The sequence below is a fragment of the Mucilaginibacter phenanthrenivorans genome (assembly GCF_024721155.1).
GTDB classification, from domain to species: Bacteria; Bacteroidota; Bacteroidia; order Sphingobacteriales; family Sphingobacteriaceae; genus Mucilaginibacter; species Mucilaginibacter phenanthrenivorans.
The window spans coordinates 35,316-54,136 of record NZ_JAHVAP010000008.1; the positions used below are offsets into that span (position 1 = coordinate 35,316).

General features: G+C 42.0%; 16 protein-coding genes. 11 read left to right on the forward strand and 5 right to left on the reverse strand.

Annotation, left to right across the window (positions count from 1 at the left end; genetic code table 11):
- Positions 1-116: 116 nt before the first annotated feature.
- Positions 117-2,012, forward strand: coding sequence for a RecQ family ATP-dependent DNA helicase (locus tag KXD93_RS19690; RefSeq protein WP_258139062.1), 1,896 nt, complete (start codon positions 117-119; stop codon positions 2,010-2,012).
- A 425-nt stretch (positions 2,013-2,437) separates the two neighbouring features.
- Positions 2,438-3,040 (forward strand): GIN domain-containing protein, encoded by a 603-nt coding sequence (locus tag KXD93_RS19695; RefSeq protein WP_258139063.1) that lies wholly within the window; start codon positions 2,438-2,440, stop codon positions 3,038-3,040.
- Between the two features lie 130 nt (positions 3,041-3,170).
- On the opposite strand, the gene KXD93_RS19700 is transcribed toward KXD93_RS19695, so the two are convergent.
- On the reverse strand, positions 3,171-4,049 hold the full coding sequence (locus KXD93_RS19700; RefSeq protein ID WP_258139064.1) for a DUF6515 family protein: 879 nt from the start codon (positions 4,047-4,049) through the stop codon (positions 3,171-3,173).
- A gap of 187 nt (positions 4,050-4,236) precedes the next feature.
- Positions 4,237-4,755 (reverse strand): DUF892 family protein, encoded by a 519-nt coding sequence (locus tag KXD93_RS19705; protein WP_258139065.1) that lies wholly within the window; start codon positions 4,753-4,755, stop codon positions 4,237-4,239.
- A gap of 345 nt (positions 4,756-5,100) precedes the next feature.
- Between KXD93_RS19705 and KXD93_RS19710 the strand changes: the two genes are divergently transcribed.
- Positions 5,101-5,706 (forward strand): GIN domain-containing protein, encoded by a 606-nt coding sequence (locus tag KXD93_RS19710; RefSeq protein ID WP_258139066.1) that lies wholly within the window; start codon positions 5,101-5,103, stop codon positions 5,704-5,706.
- Positions 5,707-5,796: 90 nt separating this feature from the next.
- Here KXD93_RS19710 and KXD93_RS19715 read toward each other — a convergent pair whose 3' ends face one another.
- Entirely contained in the window at positions 5,797-7,275 is a 1,479-nt protein-coding gene (locus tag KXD93_RS19715; RefSeq protein ID WP_258139067.1) for a gluconokinase, read from the reverse strand.
- A 363-nt stretch (positions 7,276-7,638) separates the two neighbouring features.
- Between KXD93_RS19715 and KXD93_RS19720 the strand changes: the two genes are divergently transcribed.
- From KXD93_RS19720 to KXD93_RS19755, 8 genes are all read left to right on the forward strand, one after another.
- Positions 7,639-8,247 (forward strand): GIN domain-containing protein, encoded by a 609-nt coding sequence (locus KXD93_RS19720; protein ID WP_258139068.1) that lies wholly within the window; start codon positions 7,639-7,641, stop codon positions 8,245-8,247.
- A gap of 104 nt (positions 8,248-8,351) precedes the next feature.
- Positions 8,352-9,080 (forward strand): head GIN domain-containing protein, encoded by a 729-nt coding sequence (locus KXD93_RS19725; RefSeq protein WP_258139069.1) that lies wholly within the window; start codon positions 8,352-8,354, stop codon positions 9,078-9,080.
- A gap of 103 nt (positions 9,081-9,183) precedes the next feature.
- Positions 9,184-9,633, forward strand: a complete 450-nt coding sequence (locus KXD93_RS19730) for a VOC family protein (protein ID WP_258139070.1) — start codon at positions 9,184-9,186, stop codon at positions 9,631-9,633.
- Between the two features lie 128 nt (positions 9,634-9,761).
- Positions 9,762-10,721, forward strand: a complete 960-nt coding sequence (locus KXD93_RS19735; protein WP_258139071.1) for a c-type cytochrome — start codon at positions 9,762-9,764, stop codon at positions 10,719-10,721.
- Positions 10,722-11,288: 567 nt separating this feature from the next.
- The gene (tig, locus tag KXD93_RS19740; protein ID WP_258139072.1) at positions 11,289-12,641 is read left to right on the forward strand and encodes a trigger factor; all 1,353 of its coding nucleotides are present in this window, start codon (positions 11,289-11,291) and stop codon (positions 12,639-12,641) included.
- Between the two features lie 344 nt (positions 12,642-12,985).
- Complete coding sequence (locus KXD93_RS19745; RefSeq protein WP_258139073.1) at positions 12,986-13,723, forward strand: ATP-dependent Clp protease proteolytic subunit; 738 nt, start codon at positions 12,986-12,988, stop codon at positions 13,721-13,723.
- A gap of 124 nt (positions 13,724-13,847) precedes the next feature.
- Positions 13,848-15,086, forward strand: coding sequence for an ATP-dependent Clp protease ATP-binding subunit ClpX (gene clpX, locus KXD93_RS19750; protein ID WP_258139074.1), 1,239 nt, complete (start codon positions 13,848-13,850; stop codon positions 15,084-15,086).
- A 116-nt stretch (positions 15,087-15,202) separates the two neighbouring features.
- Positions 15,203-16,063, forward strand: coding sequence for an AMP nucleosidase (locus tag KXD93_RS19755; RefSeq protein WP_258139075.1), 861 nt, complete (start codon positions 15,203-15,205; stop codon positions 16,061-16,063).
- Between the two features lie 79 nt (positions 16,064-16,142).
- Here the strand turns inward: KXD93_RS19755 and KXD93_RS19760 are convergent, their stop codons facing one another.
- Positions 16,143-17,213: a phosphatidylinositol-specific phospholipase C1-like protein gene (locus tag KXD93_RS19760; protein WP_258139076.1), complete on the reverse strand. Its 1,071-nt coding sequence runs from the start codon at positions 17,211-17,213 to the stop codon at positions 16,143-16,145.
- A 10-nt stretch (positions 17,214-17,223) separates the two neighbouring features.
- Positions 17,224-18,816 carry a RagB/SusD family nutrient uptake outer membrane protein gene (locus tag KXD93_RS19765; protein WP_258139077.1) on the reverse strand — a complete coding sequence of 531 codons (1,593 nt, stop codon included), beginning with the start codon at positions 18,814-18,816 and terminating at the stop codon, positions 17,224-17,226.
- Positions 18,817-18,821: the final 5 nt, after the last annotated feature.

The window sequence follows — 18,821 nt, forward strand, 5'->3', positions numbered from 1 at the left end:
TTAAAGGATTTCGGATTTCGGAATTTCGATTTCGGAATTATTTATAAACGTATTTTGAATTTTAGATTCTCGATTTGCCATTTATCTTTACCAAATCCGAATTCCGAAATCAATAAATGACGCTACAGGAAATATTAAAACAATATTGGAACCATGACACCTTCCGGCCTATGCAGGAAGAGATCATCAAGTCTGTTTTATTGGGCCATGATACATTGGCGCTGCTTCCAACCGGAGGGGGGAAGTCTGTATGCTTCCAGGTGCCGGCATTGGCGAAGGACGGGATCTGTATTGTTGTTTCGCCGTTGATAGCATTAATGAAGGACCAGGTTGAAAACCTGAAGGCAAAAGGCATCGAAGCGGTTTCCATTGTATCGGGCATGAGCAAGCGCGAAATTGATATGGCGCTGGACAATTGTATTTATGGCGAGGTAAAATTCCTGTACCTCTCGCCTGAGCGGTTGTTGTCAGAACTGGTACGTGAGCGGATCACTTATATGAAGGTTAATTTGATAGCGGTTGATGAGGCGCATTGTATTTCGCAATGGGGATATGATTTCAGGCCGCCTTACCTGCATATTGCTGATCTGCGCGACCTGCACCCGGATGTGCCTGTACTGGCGCTTACAGCAACAGCTACCGCCGATGTTCGGGAGGATATTCAGCAAAAATTGCGGTTTAAGAATCCGGTTGTTTTTCAAAAAAGCTTTGAAAGGAAGAATATCAGTTATGTAGTCCAAAATACGGAAGATAAATTCCGGAAACTGCTGGATGTTGCAAGGGGCGTAAAGGGCAGTGGAATTGTATACGTGCGTACCCGCAAGGAAACTGCGGAGATTGCTAAGTTTTATACAGACAACGGAATTAAGGCTGATTTTTACCACGCGGGCCTTGAATCGGGTTTACGCTCAAAAAAACAGGAGAGCTGGAAAACTAATAAGACACAGATAATAGTTGCTACCAACGCGTTCGGGATGGGGATTGATAAGCCGGACGTAAGATTTGTGATCCACAAGGATATGCCTGAGAGTTTGGAAGCCTATTACCAGGAAGCGGGCCGCGCCGGGCGCGATGAGCACAAAGCTTACGGGGTATTATTATATAACTATGCTGACAGGCTAAAGCAGGAAAAGAAATTTGAGTTGAGTTTCCCCACCATTCCCGAAATAAAACAGGTTTATCATTATTTGGCTAATTATTACAGTTTAGCCTATGAAGCGGGAGAGGGGGTAAGTCTGGATCTGGACCTGGGCGATTTCTGCAGCAGGTTTAAGCTGGATAGTATAAAAACCATTAACGCGTTGAAGTTTTTGGAACTGGATGAATACCTCTCATTTAATGAAAGTGTTTTTCTGCCATCGCGGTTTAAGTTTGATATACAGAATGAGGAATTGTATAACTTCCAGATCCAGAATCCCGGCTGGGATCCGTTTATAAAAACGATATTAAGATCGTACGGTGGGGCATTTGATAACTATGTGCGCATCCGGGAGTTTGATATTGCCCGCCGGAGCCAGATGAATGTGCAACAAGTTATAGAGGGGTTGAAACAACTAGACGGATATAATATTTTAAGCTATCAGCAACAAACCGACATGCCACAGGTTACCTGGTTAAAGCCGCGCCAGCACAACGATGCGGTTTACATCAACAAAAAAACTATTGAAGACAGGAAGGCTACCTATCGCAAAAAAATGGAAGCCGTATTTGCCTATGCCGAACGCAGGCTATGCCGCAGCCAGCAATTGTTAACCTATTTTGATGAGCCCAATGCCGAAAAATGTGGCGTATGTGATGTTTGCCTTGATGAAAAGCGGCAAAATAATGCTGCCGACATCTTTGATGAGATTACCAATGAGCTTATTGAATTGCTGAGTACCTCGTCTCATGACTTGGGTTCACTGGTTTCTGCAGCCAAAAGTGGAACGGAAAAGGAACGAATTGATACAATACGTTTATTACTTGATGCAGGGAAAATTAAGTTCGCGGGGGAGAAATTGGTGATTGGTTAGTCAATCCAATGTCATACTGATCACAATCTTGCAAGTTTGACGGCTCCCAAAGTTCAAATTCAGAAAAAAAATTCACTCCACCAGGCGGTTTTACGCCGCCAAAAAACTCAAAATTTCATGGGATAGCCTCTCGGTAGGGTGAAAAAAGTAACAAAAAAGGGTCCTTGTTTTGATATAATTAACTGTAAATCAATGAATTTACATCCGATTATTACTCAAAAAACAATTTAATAGAAGCGGTGTAATTATTACACTAGGATGAGAAATGTTGGTGGATAAAAATAGCACCTTTGCAGACGAAAACAAGGCGTTGGTCTATTAAGTAAAGTTTTACTGTAACGTTTTAAAATAACCGCCGTCTTATGGTTGTATTTAAAAAATAGAAGAATACAACAATTGGAATCACAATAATAATAAATAAAAAAATGAAAACCAAATTTTTTTCCGCAATTACAATGATGATTGTAATATTAGGATTAACAAAAACAACCTCTGCCGCCACAATTAACGACGACAACAATTACACTGTATTAAATAACATCAGCGCTATTAACAAAATTGAAGTTCACGGAAACGTTGAGCTGTATGTTTCTGACGCATCTTCAGACCAGGTAAAAGTTTACAACAAATACTACTCTGAAAGTGCCCTGGTACAAAACAACAATGGCGTTTTACGTATCACCTCATACAAAGCTGAAAAGCTGGTAGTTTGGGTAAGCGCTAACGATTTGCGTTCAATTTCTGCTTATGATAACGCTCAGGTTAAATCATTCGGTAAGATGTCAAAAATTGAGTTTAATGTTGACTTACATGATAATGCTGAAGCAAGATTAAACATGGATACCTTTAACGCTGATGTAACTGTAAAGGATAATGCAAGAGCTGATTTAAATGGTTCTGCAAATCAATTAAACCTTAACAGGGATATCGAGTCGAATGTTAAAAGGAACAACTTTACTGCTGTTCATTACAACGAAAATAAAATGCCATTCTCTGCTGAAATCAGCAATGACGTGATCGGCATGTAATTATCACCGCGACTTTTGCAAAAGTCCATCATATATTATGGAAAGCTATCTGTTTGAACAGGTGGCTTTTTTTATGATATAAGATTTGTCAACTTTAAAAAAGTTGACAAATCTATATTGGTATTTGAAACTACTGTTGTTCCTGCATATCCACCACCTCGTAGCCATTTTGGCCGTTTACAGCTACCGGCTGGTAATAGGTTCCGTTATAATACAGGTATTGATTACCATCTACGGTAGTTGTCTCGGCGCCATCTGGTAAATTGGTTACAAAGGCGCCAATCGGAGCGGCCATTACCTGGTAGCCGTCATTTATTCTTACATAAAAATCACCACCATAATAATAGTAATCGGTTCCGTCAACCTGTGTGGTGCTGTAACCTGATGGCAGCGCATTTACGGTTGCGCCAACAGGGGCAGGAACAACCTTATAACCGCCGTCTGCAGGCTGGTAATATACACCATTGTCGTAATGGTAATCCTGGTTATTTACAGCAATAATTATAGCGGTAGTTGCAAGCGCCGCAGCAAAGAAGCCAAGCGGATGCCATGATGGTCCCCAATAATAAGGTTGGTAAGGATGGTAATAATAACTGTAAACCGGCCTGCGATGAATAAATACAGGGCGTTGCGGCCTGTAAATAGGTGGCCTGTGCCCGCCTGGTCTGCCTGGTCGGTTGCCGGTTGGCGGTCTGTGTCCGTTGCCTGGTCTGCCTGGTCTGTTCCCTGTTGGCGGCCTGTTAGCCGGCGGGCGCACACCTACGGGTGGCCGTGTAACAGGCGGGCGTTGCGGATTGCTTGGTGGCCTTGTTGCAGGAGGCCGAACGTTTCCGGCCGGGCGTTGCGGGTTACCTGGCGGCCTACGATTAGCCGGCGGCTGTTGTGGCCGCGATGGTCTGCTGCCCGGCCTTGGGTTTTGTAAAAAGGCGGCAAAAACAGGGTCGAATGTCATAACAAATGTTGCTGCCAATAATATTGCAGCAAGCAACCGGGATGGATGTCTTTTCATAGGTCTATAAGGTTTAAACTCGTTTTTTAAAATCAGGTTTTTCAAATAATAGTACCATTAAAGCTGTTATATAGCTTCACGAACTGAGAATGATTTGAGCTGCCTGTTATAAATGTCGGTAAGTTTATTTAGAAAAGACAAATTTGACGCGAATAACAACGTAACTTTTTTGTTCCGGTAGGCTTGGTTAACTGGTAACATACTTGGCTGTGATCAGCAATAAGAGCATCCGGTCGTCTTTCGCCTCATCAAGATTCTCCTTTAATAGCTGCAATATTTCCGGATTTTTCATTTTTACTGCCATCATTTGTAATACCTGGAATGACGCTACCTCAATGCTTTCCATATTTTGCATATAAAAAAGGATGGCCATATCCCGTAACGCTTTGTCATCTTTTTGCTCACCGATGGCAGTGAATGCCTCCTCAATCATCCCGGCGAGGCCGTTACATCCGGTTGTGGTATTTTCGGCGCCAAGGCGTGCATAGATCTCATCCATCCGGACGATCTGTTTTTTTACATCATCCACAGTTTCAAGGATCGCCTGGTTGAGATCCTCAAAATGTGATTCGTTTGCAATCTCCGGGAACCGGGCCACCATATGCTGTTTGGCGCAATAGATCTTGTCAAGGTTACTGATGAAGAATTTTAGCAGGCGGGCATCGCCTAAATGTATGAAGCGGGAACGGGCAGGTTGAGTTTCCATAGGTTGATTTAATAAACTGACTTATCAGATTATCAAAAACCGCTCCGTTGCATTTTATAGGGAGGATGGGAGACGCTATTGTGCTTTATTCTGTACGGTTGTATCAAGAAATACATTGACGCCATATTAACTTTCAAAGGCCAAACTTTTTACAAGGTACTATTCACCGCAAACCTTCAATCTTCCCCGGAATTTTCACCGACATTTTTTCCGCACTTACCGACTAAAACCGCCTCTATACCTATTACAGGGCATATTGCTGTAACGTTTCCTGGGTGGGATCGTCATATAGGTGTATTTAAAATTTAGAAAATATAATTAATTGACAATCAAAATATAAAGATCATGAAAACCGCATTTTTATCCATATTCTCAGCCTTAGTTTTAGTGTCAGGAATAGCAAACTCAACATATGCAGCCACTGCAAAAAACGATGACAATACTTACACCGTATTAACCAACATCAGCGCCATCAACAAAATAGAAGTTCACGGAAATGTTGAGCTTTACGTATCTGATGCATCAACCGACCAGGTAAAAATTTACAACAAATATTATTCAGAAAGCGCCCTGGTGCAAAGCTCAAACGGCGTACTGCGTATCACCTCATACAAAGCCGAAAAACTGGTAGTTTGGGTTAGCGCAAACGATCTTAGATCAATCGCCGCTTATGACCACGCCGTAGTAAAATCATTCGGTAAGCTATCAAAAATTGAGTTTGATGTTGAATTGCATGACAATGCAGAAGCCAGGTTAAACTTAGATGCTTTTAATGCTAATGTGGTAGTAAAGGACAATGCTAAAGCAGACCTTAATGGTTCAGCAGATCAGTTAACCGTTAACAGCGATATCGAATCGAACGTTAAAAGGAACAACTTTACTGCTGTGCACTTCAAGGAAGCACCTGTAAGCTTTACCATCGCAAATAACGATGACTTGGCCCGCCTTTAATAGCTATACGTAAAATCAATATATATATAATAATGGGAGCCGCCTGCTTAGCAGGCGGCTTTTTTGCTTTAAAGAGGACTGTCAATTGTACTAATTGCCTGATTCGTAAATTCTGTGCATCGTCTCCTTCAAATCGGAATACAGCTGCCTGTAAATGGAAAAGTTTTTAATATGGATAGCAGTATTTGCGGCATCCGGCTCAAAAGTTCTCAGTCCAGCAGAATTTGTGATTGGGTATTCCTTTATCATTCCAATACTTTTCAAAGCCATAAAAGCCGCACCAATAGCCGACGCATCGCCGCTTTGAACAATTACTAGTTTTTTACCGGTGATATCTGCCAGGGTTTGTACCCATAGGTCCGATTTTACGATACCGCCGCTAACATTTATTTGGGTGATAGGTGCTGAGTTTTCCTGTACGGCATCAAGCACATCCTTTAAGGCATAACAAATCCCCTCTAAAACCGCCCTTGAAAAATGAGCATGCGTATGCTGCAGCTTTACGCCGAAGAAGTTCCCACAGGCTTCGCTGTCCCAAATAGGTGCGCGTTCCCCTGTCAGGTAGGGTAGGAATAGCAACCCGTCGCTGCCTGCAGGGATGGTGGCTATTTGTTGAAACAGGTGGTCATAATCAAGGTTAGTGGGGTTGGGGCTGATGCTTTTTAGCCACCATTGCAGTGCTATGCCGCCGTTGTTGATTGGTCCGCCGCAAATAAAAGTTTGTTTATCCAGGATGTAACTGAATGTCATTGCCTGCGCATTAGGTAGCTGTTTGCTGCTTGCCACGCGCACCGCGCCGCTTGTGCCGATGGTTATTGCAGCGATGCCCGGCTTGTCGGCCATGCTGCCCAAATTGGCCAAACAGCCGTCACTGGCGCCGATGATAAACGGTGTATTTTGACTGAGAAAATTTAATTCGGTGCCGCTGTAATTTTTAACATGGTCTGTTGGAACAACTTTGGAAAGTGATCCCGGTGTAATACCTGCCAGTTGAAGTGCGTCATCAAGCCAGTTTAATCGCCCGATATCAAATAACCCCGTGCAGGATGCACCTGACTGATCCAGTTCGAATTCACTAAATAAATTATGCCAGATGTGTTCCTTTATGGAGATGAATTTATAGGTGCTGTTAAATAATTCCGGGTCGTTTTCCTTTATCCAGATGATCTTGCACAGTGGCGACATGGCATGCAGCGGTGTCCCTGTTGCTTTATAGATAGCCATGCCTGCGGTTGTTGCCCGTAACCGCTTAGCTATCCCGGAACTGCGGCTATCGGCCCAGGTGATCATGGGTGCTAAAGGAGTACAAGCTTCGTCTACCGGAATTAAGCTGTGCATGGCGCTGCTCAGGCTGACTGCAAGGGGAGGGTTGCCAATTTTTTCAACAACCCCTTTTATACAATCACGGAGTGCCTGCCAGATCAATTCCGGATCCTGTTCGTGATAGCCCGGTTTTGGCGAGCTATAGGAATAATACACCTGGTTGTCGGCAAACGAGTTGCATTGCAGGTTTACTGCAACGGCCTTCACGCTGCCGGTACCAATATCAACACCTAAAACATATTCCATAGCTAACAATTGTGATGGCAAGATAAGGAAAGTTCATGGTTCATAGTTCATGGTTCATAGCCGGAGCTCTTAGGCGGGGCGATATTAGTTAAGTAGCTGGCAATCCTTTTTGCAAACAGGCTTGCAGCTAACAAAAACAATGAACCATTAACTTCTTCCATCAAAATTGCAGCTACCATGAACTATCAACCATGAACCATGAACTTCCCAGAACTTTCACCGACAAAATTTCCGGCTTAACCGAGTAAAAGCCCCTCCACACCTAATACAGGCTATATTGCTGTAACGAATTTTTACCCGGATCGTCTTATTAGTGTATTTAGAATTTATAAATAATTACTTGACAATCAAATCATAACCATCATGAAAACTCAAATCATAACCATCTTCTCAGTGTTAGTTTTAGCATTAGGAGTAACAAATTCAACCAAGGCAGCAACCGTAAAAAATGCTGATAATAACTATACAATTGTAACAGACATCAGCGCCATCAATAAAATTGAAGTGCGCGGTAATGTTGAATTATATGTATCTGACGGCGTTGCCGACCAGGTAAAAGTTTACAACAAATATTACAATGAAAGTGCTTTGGTACAAAGCAAAAACGGTGTGTTAAGGATCACCTCATACAAAAATGAAAAATTAGTAGTTTGGGTAACTGCAAACGACTTACGTGCCATCTCAGCTTTTGATAACGCCGAAGTTAAGTCATTCGGAAATATCTCAAAGATTGAGTTTGATGTTGACCTGCACAACAATGCTACTGCTAAATTAAACATCGATGCCTTTAGCGCAAGTGTAAGTGTAAGTGATAACGCAAAAGCCCGCTTAAGCGGCACCGTAAATGAATACGCTTACAAATGTGATTGCGAAGAAAATGTAGATCACAAGGATTTAGTTGCTACCCACTCTTCAAAAATGCTAACACCGGTAGTTGTTGCAGCAAAAACATTTGATATTGCTGATCTTTAATCTTCAAACAAAAACACAACATATAAAAGCTGTCGGAATGTGGCAGCTTTTTTTAATTTTGATGTAACGTAACTCACTTAAACATCGTCCAAAAAATAAAAATCATGAAAAAGCTACATTTTGCAATATTGGGATTAGTTGCCATTACCGGCCTGGGCACTTTATCAGCATGCCGGATGCATTGCATAAGAGGATCTGGAAACCAAATTACCGAGAACCGCAAGGTTGATGGCTATACCGCAGTTGAAGTTTCCGACTCATTTAAGGTTATCATTAAACAGGACAGTTCAAGTTCATCAACCTTAAATATTACTGCGGATGATAACATTATTAAATTTATCAGGACCTCTGTTGAAGGTGGCAGGCTGCATATTTATACCAGGAAGAATTTTTGCAGCAGCGGCGTAATAGTTATTAAGGTACCTGTACATGTACTTGACGGCTTAAAGGCATCAGACGCAGCTGAAATTGTTGCCGACGGCAAATTAAATGCCCAAGACATTACCCTCCATCTTTCTGACGGTGGCAGGATTACCATAGACCTAACAGCCAAGCACGTAAATACACATGCAAGTGATGCTTCTGAATTAACCTTAACCGGCCAGGCTTCATCAAACGATATCCAAATAAGTGATGGCGCCAAAGTGTACGCCAAAGGTTTTATAAGCGGAACAAGTTCAGTTAAGGCATCCGACGGATCATTCGGCGAAGTGAACGTTTTGAATACGCTTAATTTCAGTGGTAGTGATGGTGCGTCATTAAAATATTACGGTAACCCGTCGAGTGTTAATACCAACAAATCGGACGGTGCGTCTGTAGAAAAAGGCAATTAATTATGTTTTAAATACAACCGGAAGCTGCCCCGAAAGGGGCGGCTTTTTTTGCGTGATTTTGGCAGGCATAAATAATTATATTGCGATCCCTAAATACTGACTAATGAAAAAACAAACGCTGCTGATACTTGCCTTGCTATTGATAACCAAAATTGGTTTGGCCCAAAAGCCCTATGCCGCATTTAATCACGTTTCCCTGTATGTAAGTGATGTTGACAAAAGCGCGGCCTTTTACCGCAAGCTATTTCACCTGGACACCACTAAGATCCCGGTAGCCGGACAGCGGGTTAAGTGGCTAAAAATGGGCAAGTATATGCAGCTGCATTTGATAGAGAGCAAAAAGGATCAGTTAACCGTTGCTCAAAATAATCATATTGCATTTAGTGTGCAATCGCTGGCTGATTTTATCCAGGTATTAAAGAAAGAAAATATAAAGTTTGGTGGGGCTGAAGATAATGACTGGAGCTTTGTGGAGAGGGCCGATGGTGTAAAGCAAATTTATTTTAAAGATCCGGATGGCTATAGGGTTGAAGTGAATGATGCTGCCTATTGATTTGTGAAGCCCGGACTTTTAAGCGGTATGCTGTGGGGACACAGCACTGGGGGTTTGGTGTGGTAATGTGTTGACTGTTTGATTTTTATAAAATTATTTTTATGTTTACGGTTCAACCAAACCGTTAAATGAAAAAAATCAGGAAGATACTGTTATATACGGTGATCACAATTATTCTTGTTGTAGTTATTGCAGTTTCCTACATTACTTTGGCCCTGCCAAATGTGGGCGCACCTGAGGATATTAAAGTAGAATTAACCTCGCAGCGGATTGCCCGTGGTGAGTACCTGGCAAACCATGTAAACATGTGTATGGACTGTCATTCGAAGCGCGACTGGTCGAAACCTGTTGGGGCCATATCGGCAAGTAGCCTTGGCGGCGGCGGGAATGTTTTTGACGCCAGTGAAGGGTTTCCCGGCAAAGTACCGGTGCCCAATATCACACCATATAAATTGAAAGACTGGACTGACGGCGAGATCTTCCGTGCGATAACAACCGGTGAACGCAAAGATGGCTCTGCAATATTTCCGCTGATGCCCTGGCCTTATTTCTCTAAAATGGATAGGGAGGATGTGTATTCGGTAATTGCTTATTTGCGCACCTTGAAACCTATAAAAGTTGATTATGCAAGGGGAGTTCTCGATTTTCCTTTAAATATATTGGTGCATACTATGCCGCAAAAGGCCACTTTGAGTAAATTGCCATCACCCGCTGATACCATTAAATATGGCGAGTATATTGTGCGCTCAGCCGCTTGTATGCAGTGCCATACGCAGGACAAACAGGGGAAGCCTAAAGCCGGACTGGAATTTGCCGGCGGGCATGAATTCAAAATAGATGGCAAGCCTGTCTATTCAGCCAACATCACCCCTGATAAAAATACGGGGATAGGTAGCTGGTCGAGAGAGGCCTTTGTTGAGCGGTTCAAGTCCTTCACCGATTCTTCTAAGAAACTTAACCCCGCCGCGGCAAAACTGGTAACTGTAATGCCATGGTATGACTATAGCGGAATGACAGAGAGCGATCTGAAATCGGTATATGCCTATCTCAGAACTATAAAGGCTATTCATAATAAGGTGATTAATTAACGTATTTAATTTATTGTGGACTAAATGATTCCGGTCCAGATAACTGGAAAGCCACTGGGAAATATCAGGTCCTTCTGATATTGCTGGATTTGTAAGTTGGAGGTATTGTAATAAAAGGCTATATTAGCTTCAGGGAAAAAACTTGAAATATATGACCAAATCGAGGAAATATTTTTTAGCCTTTGTTGCATTTGCTTTAAGCATTATGCTTGTAAATGGCGTTGAGTATGTATTTTGTGATAATTTAACTCCTTTCAAACTTACTTTTCCACTTATTTTTATACTGCCTGCTTATACCATTTTGCTTTTTCGCGTAAGCAAAGAAAAAAGCACCGACAAATAATAAATAAGCCAGCCGCCGACCATGGAAAAAGGACTCCTAGAGATTTTTTTCTGGGTAGCGCCCTTATAAGATTAATTTAAAAACTGATACACTACCGACTTTACTGACTTTTCGAATTTCGGGACTTTTTTCCTACCTTTGCCCCTCCAAAAGCAGGCGCAATTATTTCTGTGTTTTTTTACAGGTGCCGGCACATAAAATTTAAGTTTAAATACCTTTAAAAGATGAATATTTCACAGGAAAAGATTGATAACCTGAATGCAGTTGTAAAGATCAATATTAATCCCGAAGACTATCAGCCACGCGTTGAGAAGGCCATTAAGGATCAGGCAAAAAAAGCAAAAATCCCAGGGTTCCGCCCGGGAATGGTGCCTGCATCACACATAAAAAGAATGTATGGAAAAAGCATTTTGGTTGACGAGATCAACAATTTGCTTTCTGATACTTTGAACAAATACCTGGAAGACGAGAAAATTCAGGTGTTAGGTCAGCCTTTGCCAAAAGAGGGTGACGAGAAGGAGTACAACTGGGATTTCGCCGATAACTTTGAATTTAACTACGAAGTTGGTTTGGCTCCTGATTTCAGTATCGACTTTTCATCAAAGGATAAAATAACGCAATACATTATCAAAGTTGATGACGAAACGCTGGCTGCCCGTATAAAAAATATCCGTAGAAGCTATGGCAAAATGACAAATCCTGACGTATCGGCAGACGATGATGTGCTTTACTCTGATTTAGTTCAACTTTCGCCTGATGGTTCTGTTTTTGAGGATGGAATTACCAATACCGCATCTGTACGTTTGGATCAGATCAAGGATGAGAAAATAAAAAAATCATTGATCGGCTTGAAAAAAGGAGATGAGGTAACGCTGGATATTCAGAAGGCTTTTGATAACGACGCAGCTAAGGTTGCAGGCTTATTAAAGATTGACGAAGAAACAGCAGCAGATCTGAAATCAACTTTCCGCCTAACAGTTAAAAATGTTAACCGCTTAGAGGAAGGTGATCTGAACCAGGAGTTCTTTGACAAATTATTTGGTGAAGGTGTAGTAACCACCGAAGCAGAATTTACCGCTAAGATCACAGAGGAAATTGAAACCATGATGCTGCAGGATTCTGAACGCAAATTGCAGGATGATATCTATCAATACAGTTTAGGAAAGGTTAATTTCGAATTGCCTGACGAGTTTTTAAAGCGCTGGTTGAAGGTAACCAACGAAAAGCTTTCTGAGGAAGAACTAACCGGTGGATATGCAGATTTTGCGAAAAACCTTAAATGGACACTGATAGAAAACAAGATCATCACAGCAAACGAGATCGAGATCAAATACGAAGATGTTTTCCAGCTTGCAAAATTACGTTTAGAACAACAGTTTAAAATGTACAGTCCGCAGGGAATAGCTGAAGAGCAATTGGGACAATATACTGTTCAGTACTTACAAAGCAAGGAAAACGCCAACAAGATCTTCGAAGAGGTTAAAGCCTTAAGGGTATTCGATTATATAAAAAGCGTTGTTACGTTAGAACAAAAGGAAATTCTTTATACCGATTTCACGAAACAGTTTGCTGCGTAAGTCGGGAAAGTCCGAAAGTCAGTAAAGCCCGTAAGACGGAAATAATGACTTGAAATACTTAAGAGTCCGAAAGTGGGAGAATAGCTTCTGTTTTCGGACTTTTATATTCTTGCAATATTGCTTTTATAGCGATGGGTTTCAAACCCATCGCTATGGAATAGCCTCTTGCTGATTATAGTGACATTGCCGGCTTGTTATTTTTTCTTCCGGTCTTTTCGGTCTTTCGGACTTCCGGACTTCCTCCACCAAATAAATTTACTTTCAAAAAACTTTCTGTTACAAAAAGTATTTAAGTAACAACTATATTTATCGCGATTAAAACCCGCACATTTAACAAAAAAATCATGAGCAGTAATATCGATAAGAATGAATTTCGGAAATACGCTGTTAAGCATCATCGCATTAACAGTTTACACGTAGATAGATTTATAACAGGCGTTGAAAGAAACGCAGGCCCCTCAGGAATTGCAACAGGCGCGGGCTTTACCGGCATGACCCCATATATTATTGAAGAGCGGCAGCTAAATGTTTCTCAACTTGACGTGTTTTCACGTTTGATGATGGACCGCATCATTTTTATGGGCGAAGCTATATATGAAGGAATGGCCAATGTTATCCAGGCGCAGTTATTATTCCTGCAGTCGGCAGATAACAAACGCGATATCCAGATCTATATCAACTCACCAGGCGGTTCGGTTTATGCAGGTTTAGGGATCTATGATACTATGCAGCTGATCTCGAACGACGTTGCAACCATTTGTACAGGTATGGCAGCATCAATGGCTGCTGTATTATTAGTTGCTGGTACCGAAGGAAAAAGGGCGGCCTTGCCGCACTCAAGGGTAATGATCCACCAGCCATCGGGCGGTGCGCAGGGTCAGCAATCTGATATCGAGATCACCTACCACGAGATCACCAAGTTGAAGAAAGAATTATACCAGATCATCGCTGATCATAGCGGTGCACCATACCAGAAGGTTTGGGATGCTTCAGACCGTGACTACTGGATGATAGCAGAAGAAGCCAAGGAATTTGGTATGGTTGACGAAATTTTGAGAGGTAACAAAACAAAGAAGTCCTAATTAGGTTCTGTATTAAGTCCTTAGCTTGCAGCCAGGTTCCAGAACTTAAGGTTGTGCGCTAAGGGCTTCTTACTTTGTTAATATCATATCAAATTCGTAAATTTGTTTAATAAAATATTTCGCAATGAATAAAAACAGCAAGGAGATCAGGTGTTCGTTTTGTGGTGCAGGTAAACAAGACTCCCTGATGCTGATAGCGGGATTAGACGCACATATCTGCGATAAATGCGTTAACCAGGCTAACGAAATACTGGCCGAAGAATTAAAGGTACGGAAGGTGAAAACATCGCCGTCGGCACCATCAGTTTTAAAGCCAGCCGAAATAAAAACTCACCTCGACCAATATGTTATTGGCCAGGATGACGCTAAAAAGATCTTAGCCGTTGCAGTCTACAACCATTACAAACGCTTAAATCAAAGGGTTGAAAAGGATGATGTGGAGATTGAAAAGTCGAACATCATTATGGTAGGCGAAACCGGTACCGGTAAAACCCTGCTTGCAAAAACCCTTGCTAAGATCTTGAACGTTCCCTTTTGCATTTGCGATGCTACTGTGCTGACAGAGGCTGGCTATGTAGGAGAGGATGTTGAAAGCATACTGACCCGCTTGCTGCAATCTGCTGATTATGATGTGGCTACTGCCGAGCGCGGGATTGTTTACATTGATGAGGTGGATAAGATAGCCCGTAAGAGCGACAATGCTTCTATTACGCGGGATGTATCGGGTGAAGGTGTTCAGCAAGCTTTATTGAAGATACTGGAAGGTACCAATGTTAACGTACCGCCGCAGGGAGGACGTAAGCATCCTGATCAGAAAATGATAACCGTTAATACCAATAACATATTGTTTATATGCGGCGGTGCTTTTGACGGGATAGACAAGAAAATAGCAAACCGTTTACGCACACAAACAGTAGGGTATAAGCTTAAAGGGAACGACGGAGAAGTTGACCTGAAAAACCTGTACAAGTATATTACACCACAAGATTTAAAATCATTTGGGTTGATCCCTGAGCTGATTGGCCGCTTGCCGGTGCTTACTTACTTAAACCCCCTTGACCGCGAGGCATTGCACAATATTTTAACCGAGCCCAAAAATTCATTACTTAAACAGTATAAAAAATTGTTTGAGTACGAAGGTGTAAAGCTGGAGTTTGAAAATGAGGTGCTTGACTTTATTGTTGATAAGGCAGTTGAGTTTAAGCTTGGCGCACGTGGTCTGCGGTCAATATGCGAGGCGATCATGATCGACGCGATGTTTGAGTTTCCGTCGAAGAAGGATATCAAGCGACTGAATGTGACGCTGGACTATGCTTTGGAGAAATTTGAAAAATCAGACATTAAAAAATTAAAAGTGGCTTAATAAAGAGCACACTACCAGTACTTATATTTAACGAAACAACACAAGCCCTGGTTAACGCCGGGGTTTGTTGTATAAACCCGTGGCCCCCGATGGGAGACTAATATATACACATTACTATGAACGAACAATTAGATGTAAAAAAAGACCAGCCCGCAGTTGACGCGAAGAAGGCAAAGGAGATCCACTCACCCGTTACGCCGGGTTTGAAAACCAAGGAGGGTATTGTTACCAACTGGCTGCCGCGGTATACCGGCAGGCCGCTGGCTGATTTCGGCCAATACATTATTCTTACCAATTTTTCAAAATACATTCAGCTGTTTTCGCAGTGGAATGATAACGCGCCAATTTTGGGTATCGATAAACCAATGCAAAGTGTTACGGCTAACGGCATAACCATCATCAACTTTGGAATGGGTAGTTCTGTGGCTGCCACTATAATGGATCTGCTGACAGCCGTAAAGCCTAAAGCAGTTATATTTTTAGGGAAATGCGGTGGGTTAAAGAAGAAGAATAACGTGGGCGACCTGGTGCTGCCGATTGCAGCCATAAGAGGCGAGGGTACATCAAATGATTACATGCCTGCCGAAGTGCCCGCCCTGCCTGCCTTCGCCTTACAGAAGGCCATATCAACTACCATACGCGACTTTGGACGCGATTACTTTACCGGTACCTGTTACACCACCAATCGCCGGGTTTGGGAGCATGACAAAGAGTTTAAAAAGTATTTGAAAAAACTAAGGGCCATGGCTGTGGACATGGAAACAGCTACAGTTTTTACCACTGGCTTCGCCAACAAAATCCCAACCGGGGCGCTACTCCTGGTGTCTGACCAGCCAATGATTCCTGAAGGTGTTAAAACAGCCGAAAGCGACTCCAGTGTAACCGAGCAATATGTGGAAACACACTTGAAGATTGGAATCGAATCGTTAAAGCAGTTGATAAATAATGGATTAACTGTGAAGCATTTGATTTTTTAATTCACTGCCCCATTAAATACGATCCCTGGTTATTAAAAAGCCTGTACTCAATCGAGAGCACAGGCTTTGTTTTTTATGTTTACTTAAACAAAGGATTCGGACGAAAGTATGTGCCATCAGTAAAACTAACCACATAATCTGATTTAAAATGTGTGCTTTTTTGATAGTAATCGGTAGTGATGATCTGCGCATCGGAGGCTATCGCTGCCTCAAATGTTGATTTGTCATTATTCCTTGCCTCTTCGGTATCACTATCAGCCCGGGTACGGATTATATATCCCTTTTTTACGAGTGCCTTTATTTTATAAAGATCCTTTTTAGGGTTATTCATTATGTGTATTGCAGATTCTGGCGTACCGGGTTCGGAATCGGTAAAAAGAATCCGTTTCTTTAACGAAGGGTGCCCTGCTATATAAGCTGCCCTTTTTCTTCCCACCTCATCCAGTACAAATATAAATTTACCTTTTGCCTGTTTTACCTTGGGCCAGTTGCCATGTAAAACTGCGCTTTGCAGGGTTTTATATTTTCCTCTTACATCATCCGGGGTAATAAGGTTCTCCCTTCCCAGGTTTTCTACAAGCGCCTGGTCCAGCTGATCAAAAATTGCACTGTTAAATTGTTCAGGAACCGTATAGTATGGTTTTTTCATGCGCTCATCCTTCGCATTCATTGTAACGAAAATTACTTCATGATCTTTATGGTTATCAGACCATTGCCTAAGCTCCCTCAAACATTGTTTAAAGGTTAAGCAGTTACTTCTGAAATCAATATCCTGGATATGCAATACTTTAAACCCAGGTTCATTCATTACTCCTTCTTTATCAAAGGGGGCCTGTCCGGGAGCCCAGGTAAGTCCTTTTGGATGGGCATATTTACCGCCTTTTGTGTCGGCATAAATATCAATTTCAAGATCCAGCAACCCAAGATCTAATTGCTGTGATAACGTGATATGACTATAATCTATTTTTTTTGACCCAACCGAGTCTTTTTGCTGTATAAATTTAAACAGAACCGGATCAATAGATTGTTTATAGCTGTTATGTGAACCAATTACCTGGACGTGGTTTATAGGGAGATCGTCAACGTTAGGTATCCCTGCCATAAACGGCAGAGATACTATGGCTAAAGTGCTTAGAAATAACCTGATCATAAAAAATAAATTAATAGCCCGGATTTTGAGTTAATTTAGGATTAAGTTTAATTTCGGTTGATGGAATTGGGTAAAGCCTTCTCCTTACATCTTTATTCATTGAAAGCGGATCATTGGCCAGGGGATAATCAACTTCAAACTGCCCGAAACGGATCAAGTCATTCCTGCGCCAGGCCTCCCATGAAAGTTCCCTCGCCCGCTCATCAAGTAATGACGGCAGATCAACCGAAGCAGCCGGTGCCGCGCCTGCGCGAACCCTGACCTGATTAACCAAATATAAAGGTGTTTGCAGCTGGCCATTTACAGATGTAGCAGTAGCTCCTCTTAATATGGCTTCGGCTTTCATCAGCATAACATCAGCTAACCTGAATACCGGCACATCATTACCATTTAAACGCGTTGCCTGGATAATGGCTGGGTCAGGATAATACTTCATTGACCGGATCCCCTCAGACTGGCTTGCGATGGTATTGCCTACGTCCATTGGTTTTGGAGGTACGAGTACAAGGTCTGGGGTAATAACTATTTGTGTAGTTGTACCCGGGTAATAAGCAGGTTGCGAAGTATAGCCGCCATTGCCATCAGGTAAATATTGCGGCCCCACCAGCCAGGTATTAGTCCTTGTGTCGCCCGGTAAATTAAACCTGTTATAAAATTCATGCGTTGTGCTCATGGCAATGCTCAAACCTACATTCATGCCATAATATGACGATAAATAATAAAAGAATCCAAACCTGGTAAATTGGTTACCCGGGATTTGCTGATCATAAGGAATTGCAAATACAGTCTCTTTTATCTGCGGCCCGTTGTTTGGCAAAAATATATCTCGGTACTTTGCATCAAGGCTGTAATTCTGATTCTTCATAACGCTGTCAGCCATAGCTACAGCATCATTATAACGTTGTGTTCCGGTGTATACTTCTGCATTCAGGTACATTTTTTCAAGTAGGGCAAATGCCATTTCTTTAGTAGGGCGCCCGTATTGCAAAACGTTGGTTGCCGCAACACTTGATTTGGACGGGAGCTGTTGGATAACACTTAACAGATCCGTCTCTATAAACTTAAATACATTGGCCCTTGATTGAGTTGATGGCAGATCATTTACTGGAAAAGTGTTGATAATGGGTATATTACCATACAGGTCCATCATAAAAAAGTAATACAAGTCGCGCATTGCAGTAATTTCGGCAATACCTGAAGTTTTTAAAGCTGCACTTGATCCTGAGGCTTTAACCAGGTTAAGTAGGCGGTTACAGTTATTAATACCACCAAAGCCCCATTGCCATACGCCTATAACGTTTGGATGGTCAAAAGTCCAGGTGTGATAATGAAGCTGCCTGTATTGGCCGCCATCATCATAGTTGCCATCCCTTGCAGGGATGATAGCCTCATCAGTTGACAGTTCCTGCATACGCCAGTAGGGCACCGCATAATTTGAAGATAAGTTGGAATACATTGTACCTAATAAGGCAATATAATCTGCCTGGGTCACCGGGAAATTAGATTTTACATATTGAGATTCAACGGGCACATCTAATTTTTTACAGGAGTTTATGGTGATTATCGCTGCAACCACCGCTAAATATATTGTTATTCTTTTCATCTCTG

Bases quoted from the DNA above. Each gene is read 5' to 3' on its own strand.
- KXD93_RS19765 (WP_258139077.1), bottom strand. From the start codon at position 18,816: ATGAAAAGAATAACAATATATTTAGCGGTGGTTGCAGCGATAATCACC.
- KXD93_RS19720 (WP_258139068.1), top strand. From the start codon at position 7,639: ATGAAAACTCAAATCATAACCATCTTCTCAGTGTTAGTTTTAGCATTA.
- KXD93_RS19715 (WP_258139067.1), bottom strand. From the start codon at position 7,275: ATGGAATATGTTTTAGGTGTTGATATTGGTACCGGCAGCGTGAAGGCC.
- clpX (WP_258139074.1), top strand. From the start codon at position 13,848: ATGAATAAAAACAGCAAGGAGATCAGGTGTTCGTTTTGTGGTGCAGGT.
- tig (WP_258139072.1), top strand. From the start codon at position 11,289: ATGAATATTTCACAGGAAAAGATTGATAACCTGAATGCAGTTGTAAAG.
- KXD93_RS19745 (WP_258139073.1), top strand. From the start codon at position 12,986: ATGAGCAGTAATATCGATAAGAATGAATTTCGGAAATACGCTGTTAAG.
- KXD93_RS19700 (WP_258139064.1), bottom strand. From the start codon at position 4,049: ATGAAAAGACATCCATCCCGGTTGCTTGCTGCAATATTATTGGCAGCA.
- KXD93_RS19755 (WP_258139075.1), top strand. From the start codon at position 15,203: ATGAACGAACAATTAGATGTAAAAAAAGACCAGCCCGCAGTTGACGCG.
- KXD93_RS19695 (WP_258139063.1), top strand. From the start codon at position 2,438: ATGAAAACCAAATTTTTTTCCGCAATTACAATGATGATTGTAATATTA.
- KXD93_RS19725 (WP_258139069.1), top strand. From the start codon at position 8,352: ATGAAAAAGCTACATTTTGCAATATTGGGATTAGTTGCCATTACCGGC.
- KXD93_RS19705 (WP_258139065.1), bottom strand. From the start codon at position 4,755: ATGGAAACTCAACCTGCCCGTTCCCGCTTCATACATTTAGGCGATGCC.
- KXD93_RS19690 (WP_258139062.1), top strand. From the start codon at position 117: ATGACGCTACAGGAAATATTAAAACAATATTGGAACCATGACACCTTC.
- KXD93_RS19735 (WP_258139071.1), top strand. From the start codon at position 9,762: ATGAAAAAAATCAGGAAGATACTGTTATATACGGTGATCACAATTATT.
- KXD93_RS19710 (WP_258139066.1), top strand. From the start codon at position 5,101: ATGAAAACCGCATTTTTATCCATATTCTCAGCCTTAGTTTTAGTGTCA.
- KXD93_RS19760 (WP_258139076.1), bottom strand. From the start codon at position 17,213: ATGATCAGGTTATTTCTAAGCACTTTAGCCATAGTATCTCTGCCGTTT.
- KXD93_RS19730 (WP_258139070.1), top strand. From the start codon at position 9,184: ATGAAAAAACAAACGCTGCTGATACTTGCCTTGCTATTGATAACCAAA.